Annotated in this window: 14 protein-coding genes; 5 read left to right on the top strand and 9 right to left on the bottom strand. The window is 40.4% G+C overall.

What is annotated here, in order from left to right; translation table 11 throughout:
- Positions 1–212 precede the first annotated feature (212 nt).
- Together H6G97_RS02995 and H6G97_RS02990 are read right to left on the bottom strand one after the other, a co-directional pair.
- On the bottom strand, positions 213–1,661 hold the full coding sequence (locus H6G97_RS02995; protein ID WP_190939238.1) for an AAA-like domain-containing protein: 1,449 nt from the start codon (positions 1,659–1,661) through the stop codon (positions 213–215).
- Positions 1,662–2,341: 680 nt separating this feature from the next.
- On the bottom strand, positions 2,342–2,737 hold the full coding sequence (locus H6G97_RS02990; protein WP_190939237.1) for a hypothetical protein: 396 nt from the start codon (positions 2,735–2,737) through the stop codon (positions 2,342–2,344).
- A 434-nt stretch (positions 2,738–3,171) separates the two neighbouring features.
- On the opposite strand from H6G97_RS02990, the gene H6G97_RS02985 reads away from it, so the two are divergent.
- Entirely contained in the window at positions 3,172–3,771 is a 600-nt protein-coding gene (locus tag H6G97_RS02985) for a Coq4 family protein (RefSeq protein WP_190939236.1), read from the top strand.
- Between the two features lie 500 nt (positions 3,772–4,271).
- Positions 4,272–7,058, top strand: a complete 2,787-nt coding sequence (locus H6G97_RS02980; protein WP_190939235.1) for a zinc-dependent metalloprotease — start codon at positions 4,272–4,274, stop codon at positions 7,056–7,058.
- Positions 7,059–7,087: 29 nt separating this feature from the next.
- On the opposite strand, the gene H6G97_RS02975 is transcribed toward H6G97_RS02980, so the two are convergent.
- From H6G97_RS02975 to H6G97_RS02965, 3 genes are all read right to left on the bottom strand, one after another.
- On the bottom strand, positions 7,088–7,987 hold the full coding sequence (locus tag H6G97_RS02975; protein WP_190939234.1) for an alpha/beta fold hydrolase: 900 nt from the start codon (positions 7,985–7,987) through the stop codon (positions 7,088–7,090).
- Positions 7,988–8,105: 118 nt separating this feature from the next.
- Positions 8,106–8,615 carry a HugZ family pyridoxamine 5'-phosphate oxidase gene (locus tag H6G97_RS02970; RefSeq protein WP_190939233.1) on the bottom strand — a complete coding sequence of 170 codons (510 nt, stop codon included), beginning with the start codon at positions 8,613–8,615 and terminating at the stop codon, positions 8,106–8,108.
- Positions 8,616–8,865: 250 nt separating this feature from the next.
- Positions 8,866–9,522 carry a DUF3386 domain-containing protein gene (locus H6G97_RS02965; RefSeq protein WP_190939232.1) on the bottom strand — a complete coding sequence of 219 codons (657 nt, stop codon included), beginning with the start codon at positions 9,520–9,522 and terminating at the stop codon, positions 8,866–8,868.
- A gap of 100 nt (positions 9,523–9,622) precedes the next feature.
- Here H6G97_RS02965 and H6G97_RS02960 point away from each other — a divergent pair, with 100 nt between their 5' ends.
- Entirely contained in the window at positions 9,623–10,294 is a 672-nt protein-coding gene (locus H6G97_RS02960; RefSeq protein ID WP_190939231.1) for a LuxR C-terminal-related transcriptional regulator, read from the top strand.
- A 381-nt stretch (positions 10,295–10,675) separates the two neighbouring features.
- Positions 10,676–11,383 carry a hypothetical protein gene (locus H6G97_RS02955; RefSeq protein WP_190939230.1) on the top strand — a complete coding sequence of 236 codons (708 nt, stop codon included), beginning with the start codon at positions 10,676–10,678 and terminating at the stop codon, positions 11,381–11,383.
- Positions 11,384–11,633: 250 nt separating this feature from the next.
- On the opposite strand, the gene H6G97_RS02950 is transcribed toward H6G97_RS02955, so the two are convergent.
- Positions 11,634–12,086, bottom strand: a complete 453-nt coding sequence (locus H6G97_RS02950; protein WP_190939229.1) for a hypothetical protein — start codon at positions 12,084–12,086, stop codon at positions 11,634–11,636.
- A gap of 375 nt (positions 12,087–12,461) precedes the next feature.
- Here H6G97_RS02950 and cobS point away from each other — a divergent pair, with 375 nt between their 5' ends.
- Positions 12,462–13,238 (top strand): adenosylcobinamide-GDP ribazoletransferase, encoded by a 777-nt coding sequence (cobS, locus tag H6G97_RS02945; RefSeq protein WP_190939228.1) that lies wholly within the window; start codon positions 12,462–12,464, stop codon positions 13,236–13,238.
- A 100-nt stretch (positions 13,239–13,338) separates the two neighbouring features.
- Here the strand turns inward: cobS and H6G97_RS02940 are convergent, their stop codons facing one another.
- The 3 genes from H6G97_RS02940 to H6G97_RS02930 all read right to left on the bottom strand — a co-directional run bounded on the left by H6G97_RS02940 (position 13,339) and on the right by H6G97_RS02930 (position 15,136).
- Entirely contained in the window at positions 13,339–13,794 is a 456-nt protein-coding gene (locus tag H6G97_RS02940) for a PPC domain-containing protein (protein WP_190939227.1), read from the bottom strand.
- A gap of 86 nt (positions 13,795–13,880) precedes the next feature.
- Complete coding sequence (locus H6G97_RS02935) at positions 13,881–14,558, bottom strand: ComF family protein (protein ID WP_190939226.1); 678 nt, start codon at positions 14,556–14,558, stop codon at positions 13,881–13,883.
- Between the two features lie 86 nt (positions 14,559–14,644).
- Positions 14,645–15,136 carry a GNAT family N-acetyltransferase gene (locus H6G97_RS02930; RefSeq protein ID WP_190939225.1) on the bottom strand — a complete coding sequence of 164 codons (492 nt, stop codon included), beginning with the start codon at positions 15,134–15,136 and terminating at the stop codon, positions 14,645–14,647.
- Positions 15,137–15,491: the final 355 nt, after the last annotated feature.

Here is a 15,491-nt window from a genome sequence, read left to right as displayed (position 1 = left end):
GATCTAAAACGTTTTGCTACCGCGAAGAGGAATTTTCAAATATTCTATTAGAAACGCTTTACATAGCTTGCTTCTAAGTACGCAATGACTGTAAATATTTTTGCCCAGCTACTTATTGGAGATTGGGAAAGAGTCTTTTGCGCAATTTAGTTGGGGTTTGAATCCCCATCAAAATTGTCCCAGTCTCTAATCCTTAATCCCCAATCCTCAGTTCAGGCACGTTTTTGCAATGATTGATATTCAAATTCAGCAACACTTAGTTGTTTTTTAAAGTAAGCACGGTAGAGTTCGCAACGCGGTAGGATGCGATCGCTTTCATAGGTGATTAACCCCAAGCTTTCGAGTTTATGAGCCTCAATGGGATTTAAAGAAATGTTTTGCTTGGCGGTAACAACTCCAATATAAGCTTTTACCAAACTAGGATTTTCTTGTAAGATTGCCCAGTGTCGCCATAAATGATAACGATAGATACCACCGTTAGCGATCGCATCCCGTATTAGTTCTTCTAAGGTGATTCCTTGACAGCAGAGATAATACAGAGCAATTCTAATTAATGCTGGATGTCCCCCCACAAGAGACATCAGCTGCTTAACTTCGTTATTATAAGTCCAATCTAGCCCATGCCGTCGGGCTAAATCTTCTACTTGATATTCAGTAAATTCTGGCAAACGGATCGGAAGTCCAATATTAAATGGGGAGCGGTTGATATGTAGGGAAACATATACTTCTGTGGAATAAACTACCACTAGCTTTAGTTTTTGCAAGTTGTTATCTTGTCGTGCTTCCTCATACCAAGAGCGCAATAAACCAAAGAACTCCTGAGCAATTTCCGGATATTCAAAAAAGCGATCAACCTCATTTAATACTAAAACCACTGGACTTTGACTCTGCTTGAGCAAATAAGATTGCAAATATAAACTGCAACTCAACTTAGAACCTATTTCTCCATCCCATTTCTCATCTAGCTTGGGGTCTATGCCTAATTCTGTTGCAATTTGCCAGCAAAAAGTACGCAAAAGCTTGTTTAAGTCTGTCAGACAATTAGAATCGATTTGGCTGCAATTCAAGTTCACTGAGCGATAACCTTGCATCTGAGCAAAGGCTAACAGGCGCAATACAAGAGAAGTTTTACCCATCTCTCTTGGTGCCCGAATCCTGATCACACAGCCTGGTTGAATTACTTCTCGATAAACTAGTTCCTCAATTGGGGGACGTTCGACATAAAAGGGAGAATCTAAAGGTACGGGGCCATCCGGGTATGACCAAAGATTTTCGAGTTGGTTATATTCTTGAGTAGTCAAAGAATCTAAGGATAAAGACGGGGATGGATTCTGTTCTTTTGTGCTTAAAGCTATTGATAGAGGTTGAGAGCTTTCAATATGATTCGGTTCACTCAGAACTGCATAGTCTTCTCTATATAATTCTAAATTAAAAGCGTTAAAACACATTTTCAGGGTTTTTTGATCCACGCCTGTATTCAACGACCATAATCGGTTTAGAGTTTTGGTAGAAACATTCATGCGATCGCCTAAATCTTCTAAAGTGAAGCGATGCCCGTTGTTTTGTACCTTTTCCATAGCCAAAATCGCTGCTTGTAAACGCTTCAGCCCTGTGATCGTTAAGATAAGTCCCCGCTTTCGCGTACTCTTAGATTGCTTCATATAATTAATTATTTATCTACTTTTTTTCTAACCGTCTTAGCTATCTCCTCATTGTTTCACGTTTTTAAGCAGTTATTCAACAGTTACTTACCCGTTCTTAAAGTGTTTATTAGTTAGTAAAAAAATATACACTTATCCTTGAATAGAATTAGATAGATAGGTATAAATAAACATAACTATATCAATTGCTATTTTTCCTATTTCTATGGAAAAGTGCTGATATTTCTGCGTCAAGCATTTTTGCAAATAACAAATGACAAGCCTTAATAGTTCACTTTATTTGTACCGATTTATTAAGTGTTATGGAAAGTTACACCGTAGGAGAGGAATGGAAGTCAATACTGCTCGGGTTTTGCATTTTTAACTCGGCATTGGATTTGGGGAAAGGTTAAAGTTTTTTTCTTTCCTCTTTCCCCTTTTCCCTTTAACCGACAAGTATTGGAATGGAAATGAGGTCTTTTGGATGCAGCAGTAGAGGCGCATAGCTAACTATGCGCCCCTACTAAAGACCTATATTTTAGGCAACTGAGAAACGCTACAATCTTTCATCAAAAAAAGTAAGCGTGTTACCTAAGAAGTATTTGAAGACTTTGTTGATTTAATACCAACGTCTCTATGGGTAACTAATTTATTGGCGAAAAGTTATTACTACTTGCTGCCAATAGGATATTCTGACGCATTTAGCGTGCAACTTTGTTTGAGATATTTCTGCCTGCCTGTGCCGCACTATCCCCTACATCACTAGCCGTTTCTTGAGCGCCCTCTACATACCCAGATCCAAATTCTTTAAAGGCTTCTCCTGATTGTTGTCCAATCTTCTGAAGTCGTTCGCCAGGAGAAGCCTCTGTTTCACGAGCATCTTTAAACCACTGCCCTACTGTTTTCGGTCTTTGAGCATCATTCTGCTCTACCTTTTCACGAACTCTCTCTTTTAAGCCTTTGTCATTTTGCCCATCACTAACATTCGTTGTCAGCATTAGAAAACCAACTAGGACAACAGCCAAAAAACCTTTTACCTGAAGTCCTTTAAGCAGGGAATTGATGTGACTAATCGTCCTAGAAATCAAATTTATCATGCCAATTAACTTAATTTTTTAGGGTACTAGTAAAGACTAACTATAAAAAGACAATTATCCTTCTAGCAAAAGGCATATCTTAAGTTATAAAAAAGAAAGGCTTCTTCAACCCTGGGGAAGAGAAAACTTATTTACGCTCTTTTGTGGCTTTGAAAAAATACAATATTTGTAAATTGGGTTGAACAAAGTGAAAACCAACAAAAGCAAGGATTCTTGGCGTTGGGTTACTCTGGGCGAAGCCGCTTTGTGTCTACGTTTCTTAACTAAAGCTACACCTATATTTATAAAAACTGATTACAACAAGATTTCTGGTCTATTATTTCGCCTATTCACCTAACTGTGTCCTTAACAGTTATTCGACGTTAGATAACTTTGTATCAAGGTCTACACCTGGCGCTGTCTCAACTTTGGTTAGCCCATTACGGAAAATTATTATGCTCAAAAAACTACAACAACTCAAAGCAATTCTGGCTTACAAAAACTCAGAAAATTTGGGTGATATTGCCATTCTTAAATCTGAGTTTTTTGGTACTAAAATTTCTCCAGCAATCGCTTCCAAACTACAACCAGTAGTGGGATATTATCCCGCAATTGATTTGAACCAATTAAGCCAATATCCTCAAGGCTCCTTTGGACGAGAATATGCCAATTATATGCAGGTAAATCAACTAAAACCATTAAACATCAGCCCAGAACTAGAAGACATTGCCAAACGTAATCTATTTGCTCTGCGATATTTAGTCACCCATGATATTTTTCACGTCTTGCTTGATTTTGATACCACCTACGCAGGAGAAATTGGGGTACTTGCTTTTGCTGCTACACAAAACTACAGCAAATCACTGCAAATCGGTTTGTGGTTAGCGAGATTGCTCTATCCAATTTTGGCTCCCCAACAAATCAAAGCGATTTTCGTCAATTTGGCGAAAGGGCAAGAACTAGGCAAAAAAGCTGATTTTTTGTTGGGCTACCGTTTTGAAGAACATTGGGAAGAACCAATTGACTATGTAAGGAAAAGGTTGAGATTAGCATAAACTTCCACAATTAGCCCAAAAAAAGCGTTTACCTGTTTAATAACAGCTTTTTGACAAGTCTCGCTCTTTGTTTATAAATCATGCTTAAGATTTCTTCGGCTGCCAAATGTAGCACTAAATACATTTTTAATGCTACATTTGGTTTTTAATACAGATAGATGTAAAAAAACATATATCTTTAGTTGTAAAATATATCTATCTTAAGACATATATTGTTAATAGGTAATTTCTCAAGAGTTACTAATAACAATCAAATAGTCACGCGATTTTTAGGCTAGTACACTGTAATGGAAGTTTGCCTAATTTTCACAAATTGCTCGATCAACTTGTCTGGTTAATCGAGATAGTAGCTGGATTTCCAGCATGCTGTACTAGAGGTATTGTTTATCTGACCGAGTGGATTTATATCGTAATCCCTAGATATTTGAAGGGCTTACAGACGACAAATTAATCCACATCTTTCCTTTACACGATAACTGCTTCAGGTGAAAAGCCCAAGGATGAAATACTGGATAACTAAATTAGCAATCTGTATAGTATTATTGTATAACTTGTTCCTCTCATCTGATTACGCCGGAGCAAACCAGCTTTCAAATATTTCTAATATTGATGTGCAGCAATTAAATGCACTCCCAGCAGTTGAAAATTTAGCCAGTGCTGACAAAAATTTTTCTGAGATTGAAAAGGAAGATTTTTGTCGATTTAATGGCATTCTTAATAAGATAGATAAACTAGAGGGACTCTTCACACTTTATTGCAGTGAAGATTCGGGCAAAATTTACTTAGAAATTCAACCAGAGCAGCTAAATAAAGATTACCTAGCTATAGTTACATTAGAATCGGGCGTTGGAGAAAGTGGGATTTATAGTGGATTACCTATTTCTGATTTTCTCTTCTACTTCCGACGAATAAATAACAGATTGCATTTTGTTGTACGTAATGTTAAATTCCGTACAGAAAGTGAAGCAGAACAGCGATCGCTTGCTCGTTCATTTAGCGATTCAGTTCTTTATTCACTCCAAATAGCCACTATTGATCCAAACAGTAAAAATATTCTGATCAGCCTGGATGAACTGCTCATGCAGGATTTTCCCGGATTAAGTTCCTTGTTAAAATACTCTTTACAGGCTGATTACCGCTTAGATGCACACAAGTCATATTTTAGTGATGTTAATAGCTTCCCAGAAAACGTAGAAATTGATTCGACTTACGGTTTTTCATCGTTAGAAGGAGCAGATTTAGTTACAGTACCCGATAGCAGGGCACTCACTCTAAAAGTCCATTATAGTTTTTCTCAGCTGAGAGAAAACAATGGTTATATTCCCAGACTTGCCGATGACAGAGTGGGATATTTTATTACTGCTTTTCAAAATTTCTCTAATAATAATGCTCATGAGCCATTTGTACGTTACATCAATCGCTGGCATCTAGAACCATCCGATCCTAATGCTTCCTTATCTCCACCCAAAAAGCCAATTGTGTATTGGATTGAGAATGCTGTGCCATTAGAATACCGTGATGCGATTCGTGAAGGCGTTTTGATGTGGAATAAGGCATTTGAAAAAGCCGGATTTCAAAATGCCATTGAAGTACAGCAAATGCCAGATGATGCTGATTGGAAACCAGCAGATGTACATTACAACACTATTCGCTGGTTCAATTCTTTGGATGCAGGTTTTGCCAGAGGGCCAATGCGCGTCAACCCATTCACCGGGGAAATATTGGACGCAGATATCATCGTGGATGCCAATATGGTGCTATCAATTCAGCAAGAATATCAAGCGTTGATGGAAGCAAATTCATCACTGAGTACAAACCCATGTCAAGAAAAAGCAGAAGGACAGAAGGACGCGGGAAAGTTGCTGGATAGATTCTCCGCGTCACCCAATTTCCGCGTTACCACATCATCTTCCCCTGCTCTCTTTTTCTCCTCTGAGTTTTGCTATGGTATGGAGTCTGCAAATCAAGCAGCTATAGGGGCGCTAGCGTTGTCAATTTTGCCAAATACTACACCAAGTAGTGAAACGATGAAGGAATATGTGCATCAATATTTGCGTTCTCTCATCGCTCACGAAGTCGGACACACTCTTGGTTTGCGCCACAACTTTCATGGCAGCACCATGTTAGCGCCTGAAGAATTAAATAACACTGAAATTACTCACACCAAAGGTTTAGTAAGTTCGGTGATGGACTATCTACCTGTGAATATAGCGCCACAGGGAGTACAGCAGGGTGACTATTTTCCAGGAGTTGTTGGGCCTTATGACGAATGGGCAATTGAGTATGGTTATAAAAGATCCCCACCAACAGCATTTGAGGCAATTATTCCAGAATCAGAAAAAAGTTTTTTAGACCAGATTGCCCTAGCGTCGCCTCAACCAGAATTATCTTACGCAACTGATGAAGATATCTGGGACATTAATCCTTTGGCAAATGTCTGGGATATGAGTAGTGATGTGCTACTTTATTCGCAGTGGCAGATGGATAATGCTCGTTTTATTTGGCAGCGCCTTGACAAGGGTTATCTATCGAAAGGAGAAAGCTATAGTAATCTGCGCCTGAAATTCAATAGAGTACTTAAATATTATTTTCGGAACGCCATTTTGCTTTCTAAATACATTGGTGGGCAATCGTTTCGGCGTCTCCATGCTAGTGATGATGCTGCTTGGGCATTTGTACCAGTTTCACTTTTAAAACAACGTCAAGCATTGACAAAACTGCAAAAATATGCATTTGCTGAAGATGCTTTCAATTTTTCACCAGAATTGCTCAATCAACTGGCACCATCACGTTGGGAACACTGGGGTAGTTCTGCACGGAACAACCGCCTTGATTATCCAATCCACGATCGCATCCTGAATTTTCAAAGTGCGATATTGCGATCGCTATTAGACAGCGATCGCCTGAATCGTCTACAAGATATAGAATTAAAAACTCTGCCTAGTCAAGCGCTTTCCATTCCAGAATTATTCGATACCCTGCAAACAGGCATCTGGACAGAAGTTTTGATCCCAGGAGAACCAAAGCCAATTTCAAGCATCCGCCGTTCATTGCAGCGGGAATATCTAAATATTTTGCTTGAAATGATTTTGGGTACTACTAATACACCTGAAGATGGTCGTACATTGGCTTGGTATAAATTGCGCCAACTGCAAAAAGCCATTGATGTCAGACTCAAACAACTTGGTGGGGTTCCACCGCTTGATGATATTTATACCCTAGCCCACTTAGAAGCTTCTGGCGATCGCATTACTAAAGCATTGAACGCGCATCTAATTTCTAGGTAGACATTAAGATAATTTGTAATTATTCTTCCTCATCTCCCCAATCCGCCAATATACCGCTGTAATAAACCAATGAAAACTTCCGGTATTTCCAAATGAGGCAATATTCCGGCATCTGCGATCGCATAAAAATCTCGAATTGCAGTTGGATTTAAATTTGCCAAGCGTTGCCCTAATTTGATGTTGGTAAATTGTGCCTTTTCTCCCCAAAAAATAACGGTGGGAATTATCAGTTGTTGAATATATAAACTTAGATCAAAGTAAAGATCGCCCCGCAAAAATGCCAAAGCAGCAAACTTGGCATTAGGTTGTTGTGCAGAGGTTAAATAAGCCTCCACCATCTCTTGGGATACTCTTTGTGACTTCGCAAACAGAAAACTTTGTAAAAAATTGCGGACTGCAATTTCATTTTCAGCACCAAGGATGTAAATAAAATTGTCTAACAAAGGTGCATTAATTACTGAAAGCGGAAGTCTGCGTCCAGCACCCTGTCCAAAATCATCAAATCCAGACGGGGAAACCAAAAACAATGCTTTGAATAAATTGGGTTGAACAATAGCTAGGCGGATAGCAAAAGCGGCTGTGAGAGATGAGGCTACCAGCGTCACCGGTTGGCGACAAGTTTGGATGATAAACTCTGTGATCGTACTGAGATAATCCTTAATTTGATAATCCCGGACTGGATGGGCCGATTCTCCCCAGCCGATGAGATCGGGGGCTAAAATATGGTAATTAGAGGCAAAAGCTGGGTAAACTTTAGACCATTCATACGCAGATGCCCCACCACCAAAGTTATGGAGAAACAGTAGTGGGGGTAAATCTTCAGTGTCAGCAATTGCCCAAGGTGCATTCGTTTGGGTATAGTAGACCATCGCCCCCAAGGATGTATGGATGACTTTATGTCCAAAGCCAGGAGGTTGAAACTGAAGCATAAAATTAAAAAGTTTAGTTTAAGTTTAAATAAGAGCCTGAAACTTTCTTCTCTACGAGACGCTGTGCGTAGCTAGCTTCCTTATAAGGGTACAACTTTGAATTTTAAATCTTGAATTTCTAACCTTGCTTTTTGTCACCATCTCCTGTGATTTGAACAAGTTGATCAAGGTTATCACCACTGATTTGATATATTGCCCCAAAACCAACTACAAAACGGCCTCCACTCGGAGTTAACTGGAAAATCCGAAAGTCAGACAAGCCGCGCAAAACTTCGACCATTTCACCAAAGCGCCCTTGAAATTGCTCAACAATTTGATTCCAATTGTCAGTTTCACGCTCTATCAGAGTTGCCGTACAATCAAAACTCAAACGACGACGGGCAAAAATTAGATTACTCTTAGCTTCATCCTCGATAAACAAGACACTAACATGAGGATTGGCATAAATATTTTTGGTATGAGTCGAAAGACCGCTGACGTAAATGTAAATATTCTTGGAATCATCCATTACAAAGGGAGCATAACTAGCATCGGGTATTGCCTGTGCGCTCACGGTGCTAATGATTACACTCTCAAATGCTTCAGGAAACTTTTCGTACTCAGCTTGAATGTTTTCAAGTTGACTCATAAGTAAATTACCACTTGATTAGGAACACCTAATTAAGTATCCTAACGTGATTTTAAAACTCCTTTAAAACCTCGTTTCCAGTCTCTGGCTGAAAATGCTGCTTGTAGCAGTGCCGCAAGTCTTGAGGCAGCCTCTAGGATGGCATTCCCAGCCGGAGATTGGGAACATGGTACAGATGTATGCCCCTACTAAAAGCGATCGCCCCTTTTAATTAAGAGCGATCGCTAATTTTTATATTACAGAAGAAAGTTTAAGCAGCAACAGGTTCCAACAATTTGATGTCAGAGAAAACAAATTCTTGAGTAGAAAATTTTCCTGCTATCTCGGTGCGAATCTCCCGACGATTTAGGATGAAATAGTCACCAACTTTTTCATACTCATCAACAAATTCGCTTCTACCGCCCTTTTGTTCCCCAGTTTTAGGGTCATGGTACACAGAGTCATAGCGGTGGGACAGGTAGCCTTCCCCAGTGTCATGACTGCTGAAGGTGTCAATGGTCACGTAAGTACCGTGGATTAAACGGTGAACATGACATACTTCATTATTGCGGACTTTATATTTATCGCCCTCAGCCTTACCACCCATTAAAAGCTCAACTGCACCAGTTTCGTCAGTTTTGCCATAGCTAAAGGTATTGGCACTGTGGGTGTCTTCAAAGCTGCGGCGGACGCGGTGAATTGCTATCTCCCACGCTTGACCATGAATTGCTTTCTGGGCTGACTCGTCATCTACATCCAAAACTTCGGCTTTCAGATTGGCAGTGATGATAACTTTGCCTGTAAACACTTTATCATCATGCTTATAGGTAATATTTGCGGTATAACCGGGAAAATTCTTGTCCCAAGTATAGCGGTTTTCATAAGCAGCCCGGAAAAGTTCCTGAGCAGAGAGTTGTGTAACTGTCATGTGCTTCTCCTAGTCGCTACTCTAATTAGCGTTTTAGTTTCCTTGGTATTAGCATAGAAGTAATTGTTGAGGCTTGGATAGTCCCCAACTGGGTACACTTATGACTAATTCTCTCCACGCTGTATTTCATGCCATCGCCAATGTCCAGAATGAGCAAGAATTAAGACTAGCTCTCACGGATAAAATTGGTGAGCATTTTGGCGTGCAAAATTGGGGCATTTATCTTCTAGATGAGCAGCCAAGCACTGAGATTAATGTTCCAGGCATCCCAGCAGTATGCTTAGAAAGCAATCCAGTGGGGCGCTACGTGGTTGAGCGTCATGCTCCCGCGCATGAGCAGTTATTATTATCACCAGCAGCCTGGAAGCATTTTTGTTCGCGTTCAGATCACGAACACGTAATGACTGGGCCCATTGTTTACGATGGTCGTCTTGTCGGAACGCTGAACTTGGCTCGTGACAAGGGAAATCCTGCCTTTAATGGCAACGATTTAGCTGATTTAAGCGCTTTATGCATTCATTTATCAGCGAAAATGGCAACCCTACGGACAAAACCCAAAATATCCAATTCGCTTTTAGTCAGTCCTCTAACAGCCCGTGAGTTAGAAATTGCCGAATTGGTGGCGCAGGGGTTAACGAATGCCGAAATTGGTGAAAAGCTTTGGATTACGCAAAATTCTGTCAAACAAGCTTTGAAGAGGATGTTTCGCAAGTTGAAGGTTTCGGCGCGTGCAGAAATGGTGGCCAAGCTACAAGATATACAAGTTTCATAAATACGGCAGAATTCAGGAGTCAGAATTTAGGAGGCAGGAGTCAGGAGTCAAATAGGCTTTATATCTAAATTTAGAAACTTAGCTTGTGTACTTCACCTTCCTTGAAATCTGCTGTATAGAGCAATCTTTGCAGCAGTTGCGAACAAAGAGATACCGGACTTCTTCAAGAAGTCTGGTATTTTAACCTGTCAGTATTTGCAAATCAAATAGGATTACTATAAGATAATTGGGCTGAATTAAATAAAAACTTTAGTTTTTGACAGTTTTGTTTTTTGGACAATAGTAATATAAGTCTTTAACAAAGTCTTAGGCAATTAAGACTTAGTTATACTTTGAGTAAGTTCTAGAGAACTTAGTTAGTTTTGTAACAGGAGAAGTAGGGTGCTTAACAACCTTCATCAGTTATTATCTCCCCGGCAGTGGGGAATTTCCCTCGCGGGCTTAGGCTTACTTCTCGGTTTGGGCTTTCTAGCCAAGCAGACTCAAGTAATATCAGTTAAAGATTCTCCATTATCATCGGCTCAGATTCAGAAAACTAAAACTTCCGAAAACTCTCTTTTGTCGCAACTTAGAAAAGTTCGAGAGCAGAGAAGTCAACTTAATGCGGCTTCTGGAGATAGAGGAGTTTTTTCTCATAAGAGCGGAAAAACAATATCTACAACTACAGCGCTGGTTCCAAATAGTCAGGGAGCCACAAAAAGCACAGGAGTTCTACCAAAAGCAAATTTTCCTGCAAAAGATGGGATTTACCTCTATGGTCAATCTCCTAAACCAAATGAGCTTGGTCAAGGTTATATCATATTTCAAAAGCAGCAGGCCAAGATAACGGGTGCATTGTATATGCCCCAATCAGAGTTTAATTGTTTTCAAGGTTCAATCAATCCATCAGGAGAGTTGGTGATGACGGTTAATGGTTCATCAACTCAAGCCAGCTCTGAGCAGTCGAATCAGGTAGCTACAAGTAATAGACTACCCAAGGTTAGTGAGGATGAGTTAAACTCTTATGCTTACTCACTGGCTCTCCAAGACTTTTATCGGTTAAATTCTATCACTGCTAGCGATCGCCGCACGCTGCAAATGTGTAAATAATCTTCAAAGTCTTGGTGATGAATTTTTGAGTGTTTTCATAACTTATCATCCACAAACCAGCAGTTTGCTTTTTAAGTGAGGTACAAAATGCAGAACTCACGCATTAGATATTAGAGAGTTTCTGCCTCTGGTAGTTGTGCAATCAAACCAAATAATAGCAAAACTATATAAACTAGGTGCAATTCAGGAATTGCCCCTAGTTCATCAATAAAGTACAGTCTTAGATAAATTTGGTATAGTTGTAGGTCTTTTAGAAAGAATCAGAACAGTCATCGTCGATTTCTGCATCCCACCTAGCTGAGAGTACTTGCTCCATCATCGCTTCTATAGCGCTGACATTCAAGTTTCGCTCTCGTCGCTCTTGTAGGGGGGTTGAGCGGGGAATCAACCGCAGACACACCCCTTCTTGCATCAAATCGAAGTAGGTTTCTTGTTGTGACGACTGTTTTAGTTCCAAGTAATCAAAACTACAAACATTCAAATATAGGGCATGGTTAGCCACTAAGGTAGACCTTTGCGGATTGGCAAAAACCTCCATCACATCCCCTTCACCCTCGCTCAGTACCTTATCTTCTTGGGTGTAGATGTAGTGGACTCGACCTAAATCTGTCAGCAATCGCCGTATGTCGAGCTTATTCACAATGATGCCCGTGTTAATAATGCACGGAGCTGGTATCCTGGTGTCGGGTAGATGGTGACTCATAGGAAAATAGCGATTGAGCTAAGGAGAGTGGCAACATAGCTAAACAGTCATAATTGATTAGCTTGTTTACTTCCTACATTTAAAAAATATCAATTTTGTGGAACAATCGTCTAACAATTTAGAGTAAGTTTTTAGTTAGCGAATACAAAACACAAATTTTGCTCCCTGATGGAATTTTAATTTCCTAAAATCAATGGATTTCTGTATAAAAATTGCCCACTATTATTTGCTTACCACTTAGACAAGCATAACAAAATTTTGAAGGAGAATGTTTAATAGAAGTAAATCTTATCTAAAGTTTTAAAGTCTGCTCATGTAGATTGTACCTATATCAAGACAATTATCCTGCATTTACCAAATATTAATGTAATTCAGATGACGAAACAGCAACAGTGGTGGGAAAAGCTGCTGTTAAAGCTGGCAGCTAGTATCATATTTTACACAATTATTCCACTACCGTATTTGAACGGATTAGATTTTCGGGGAGTAGCAAGCCTTGCTTCGCTTATAGGGCTGATAATTGGGGGAATTTTAGGATTAGTAGATACGGGGATGGATTATATTGGGATGCCCGTGCTAACTCGTAGTGTTTTAGTAGTAAGTATTTGGATTGCCATCACTGGAGGATTGCACTTAGATGGGGCAATGGATACTGCCGATGGTTTGGCAGTGGGCGACCCAGATCGGCGATTGGAGGTGATGGCAGATAGTGCTACAGGTGCTTTCGGAGCAATGGCTGCGATCGCCTTGGTGCTATTAAAAATAGCAGCTTTGACGGATATAGCAGAAAGCCGTTGGTTGTTGCTAATGGCTGCTTGTGGCTGGGGACGTTGGGGACAACAGCTAGCGATCGCCCGATATCCTTACCTGAAACCAACAGGCAAAGGTGCATTTCACAAACAAGCCATTCGTTCTTACAAGGATTTGTTACCGGGGCTGTTGTTGTTATTCGGTTTAAGTGGTTTACTTTGGCTGATAGATAAACAGCAACTGTTTCTCACACTGGCAATGATAGTTGTTGGCAGTGCGATCGCCACTTTAACTGGTGCATGGTTCAACCACAAATTAGGTGGGCATACAGGAGATACCTACGGCGCAGTCGTTGAGTGGACTGAAGCCTTATTTCTCTGCGTGCTGACCACCTTTCAATAAATCAGGGAGATGAGGGAGCAGAGGAGCAGGGGAGGCAGGGGAAGTAGGGGAGAATAATAATTTCTAACTCCTGACCAATGACTAATGACTAGTGACTAATTCACTTAATCGGTTGCAGCTTTGTCACCTTGAGTTTAAAAGTCCCAACCCCAGTTTCTCCAAAAGACCGGACACGAATAACATAATTCCCTGTCTCTACGATGCGAGTAAACAGTAAGGAATTGCTACTACCATCAGGGCCATCATCATTTTCTGCCAGAGTTGAACCATTAGGTGCTAATAGTGTGATGATACTATCAAAGTTTTCTGACGACAGGTCAACTGCTAAATTATCGCCCTTCTCTAACTTCACTGTGTAATCACGGGCAAACCCACCTTGACCTGTGGGTATATCTTTATCTGAGAGACTATCACTAATTTCAGTACTGTTAGATAAAGGAATTGGACTATACAACTTATTCTGAGCAAAAGCCGCACTTGTACTTATGCCTATTCCCAGCAACATGGCAGGAATAATGATGAGTTGTTTTAAACCCGCCGCAAAAACTTTATTCATGATACTTTAAGAAATTTTTCCACGAGAATAGGGTAAGTTGGTCAATTAATGCGCTTTTAAGTCAAAGATTGCCATTAATTCTTGATTTATCCGTCTTTGACGGCGGTGGCTACAGCTACTAATCCTAAGACCACAATTCCATTCTGACGAAGTGTTTGCACAGCAGACCTGGCAGTAGCACCAGTAGTATAAATGTCATCTACTAACAGCACTGGGGCATTTGGGGGACAATGACGAAATTCTTGCCCAACAGCAAAAGCTTGAGCCAAGTTTTCTTCTCGTTTCGATACCGATAATCCAAATTGCGCTTCCGTTTCTCGCACTCTTGCTAAACCGTTTAGTTTTAATTTTAATCCAGTTATTTCGCAGAAGCTTTGTGCTATCAGTGCGGCTTGATTATATTTACGTTGCTTCTGTTTGCTAGCATACAGTGGAATGGGAACCACCACAGGTTGGCTATCTCGCTTCGGTGAATTTAACAACCATGCTTCTCCTAACCATTGACCCAAAGGACGAGCTATTTGGGGTTGATTTTCGTATTTCATTGCCGCGATCGCTCGTTTAACTGGGCCACCATATTCCCCCCAGCCAAATACTGGTATAGGCTCTTGCCATAAAGAAATCGGGTCTTGGCGTTGACATTTTTGCAGTTGTCTGGTGCAGTTCTGACAGAATTCTTGGGAAGTTGCACGTTGACATAAGGGGCAATGGGATTGGAGAAAAAGATTGAGTAAGCCTGTGAGATTTTTAATCCAAGTGTGCATTTAGAATTGTCCTTCGTCATTTGTCATTCGTGATTTGTCCTTGACTAGTAACTTTCGACTAATGGCCATTGACCAATGACTAATAACTAATGACCATTGACTAATGACTTAACATACACGCGATCGCACCTTGTTGTTTCTACGCCCGTTGCTGGAGTGTAGCCGTTGCTTTCATACAGCTTGACTGCTTCTACTAAAACGCTGGAAGTTTCAATCCAAATTTGCCTAAAACCACGCTCTGCGATCGCTGCTTCTAGCTGTTGTAACAAATATTTCCCTAATCCCAAACCCCTGATGCTGGGCAAAAGATACATTTTGCGTATTTCTACAGCTTTTTCGCCTCGACTTATGGGGTAGTATGCCCCAGTACCTACTAGCTGGCTTTGGTGTTCAATTACCCAAAACTCTCCCCCAGTAGCTAAATAACATTCTTCTACTCGCAGCACATCTTGGTCAGCGCCCTTTGGTTCCCAACCCAGACCGTATTCTGATAATACATAACTGATAACCTCGGCGGCTCTCGTGCGATCGCTTTGCACCCAATCACGAATTAAAAAATCTTGATAATAGTTTTTCATTACTATTTGCTGGTCAAGTTTACACAGAAAATTTTTCCGCATCTATATCCCAATTTACCCAGCAAATAGCTTTTATGGCAGAGTCCGTTTTAGGCGGTACTCTCAAGGTGTCAATGAAAAGACTTGGGCAGGGAAATGATCTTCCCCTCCCCAAGTCTTTTTACCAAGGATAATTCAACGATATAGTAGCGATGCGTACGGCGGATCTACGCCTACGCTGACATTGATATTACAATTTGATATTAAACCTCGTCCATTTTGAAAGCTGGAGTTTTGTCACGCATGGGACTATCCTAAGTTTTAGGAGTGGTGATTGAGGTTTGTACAAGAATGTTGAAAATTGACTTTCTTCGTT

This window comes from Nostoc flagelliforme FACHB-838 (assembly GCF_014698065.1).
GTDB classification, from domain to species: Bacteria; Cyanobacteriota; Cyanobacteriia; order Cyanobacteriales; family Nostocaceae; genus Nostoc; species Nostoc flagelliforme_B.
The sequence above is the reverse complement of the archived record's forward strand: the minus strand, read 5'-3'. Positions and strand labels throughout refer to the sequence as shown.

Excerpts from the sequence above, each read along its gene's own strand:
- H6G97_RS02995 (WP_190939238.1), bottom strand. The coding sequence starts at position 1,661 with ATGAAGCAATCTAAGAGTACGCGAAAGCGGGGACTTATCTTAACGATC.
- H6G97_RS02990 (WP_190939237.1), bottom strand. The coding sequence starts at position 2,737 with ATGATAAATTTGATTTCTAGGACGATTAGTCACATCAATTCCCTGCTT.
- H6G97_RS02985 (WP_190939236.1), top strand. The coding sequence starts at position 3,172 with ATGCTCAAAAAACTACAACAACTCAAAGCAATTCTGGCTTACAAAAAC.
- H6G97_RS02980 (WP_190939235.1), top strand. The coding sequence starts at position 4,272 with ATGAAATACTGGATAACTAAATTAGCAATCTGTATAGTATTATTGTAT.
- H6G97_RS02975 (WP_190939234.1), bottom strand. The coding sequence starts at position 7,987 with ATGCTTCAGTTTCAACCTCCTGGCTTTGGACATAAAGTCATCCATACA.
- H6G97_RS02970 (WP_190939233.1), bottom strand. The coding sequence starts at position 8,615 with ATGAGTCAACTTGAAAACATTCAAGCTGAGTACGAAAAGTTTCCTGAA.
- H6G97_RS02965 (WP_190939232.1), bottom strand. The coding sequence starts at position 9,522 with ATGACAGTTACACAACTCTCTGCTCAGGAACTTTTCCGGGCTGCTTAT.
- H6G97_RS02960 (WP_190939231.1), top strand. The coding sequence starts at position 9,623 with ATGACTAATTCTCTCCACGCTGTATTTCATGCCATCGCCAATGTCCAG.
- H6G97_RS02950 (WP_190939229.1), bottom strand. The coding sequence starts at position 12,086 with ATGAGTCACCATCTACCCGACACCAGGATACCAGCTCCGTGCATTATT.
- cobS (WP_190939228.1), top strand. The coding sequence starts at position 12,462 with ATGACGAAACAGCAACAGTGGTGGGAAAAGCTGCTGTTAAAGCTGGCA.
- H6G97_RS02940 (WP_190939227.1), bottom strand. The coding sequence starts at position 13,794 with ATGAATAAAGTTTTTGCGGCGGGTTTAAAACAACTCATCATTATTCCT.
- H6G97_RS02935 (WP_190939226.1), bottom strand. The coding sequence starts at position 14,558 with ATGCACACTTGGATTAAAAATCTCACAGGCTTACTCAATCTTTTTCTC.
- H6G97_RS02930 (WP_190939225.1), bottom strand. The coding sequence starts at position 15,136 with ATGAAAAACTATTATCAAGATTTTTTAATTCGTGATTGGGTGCAAAGC.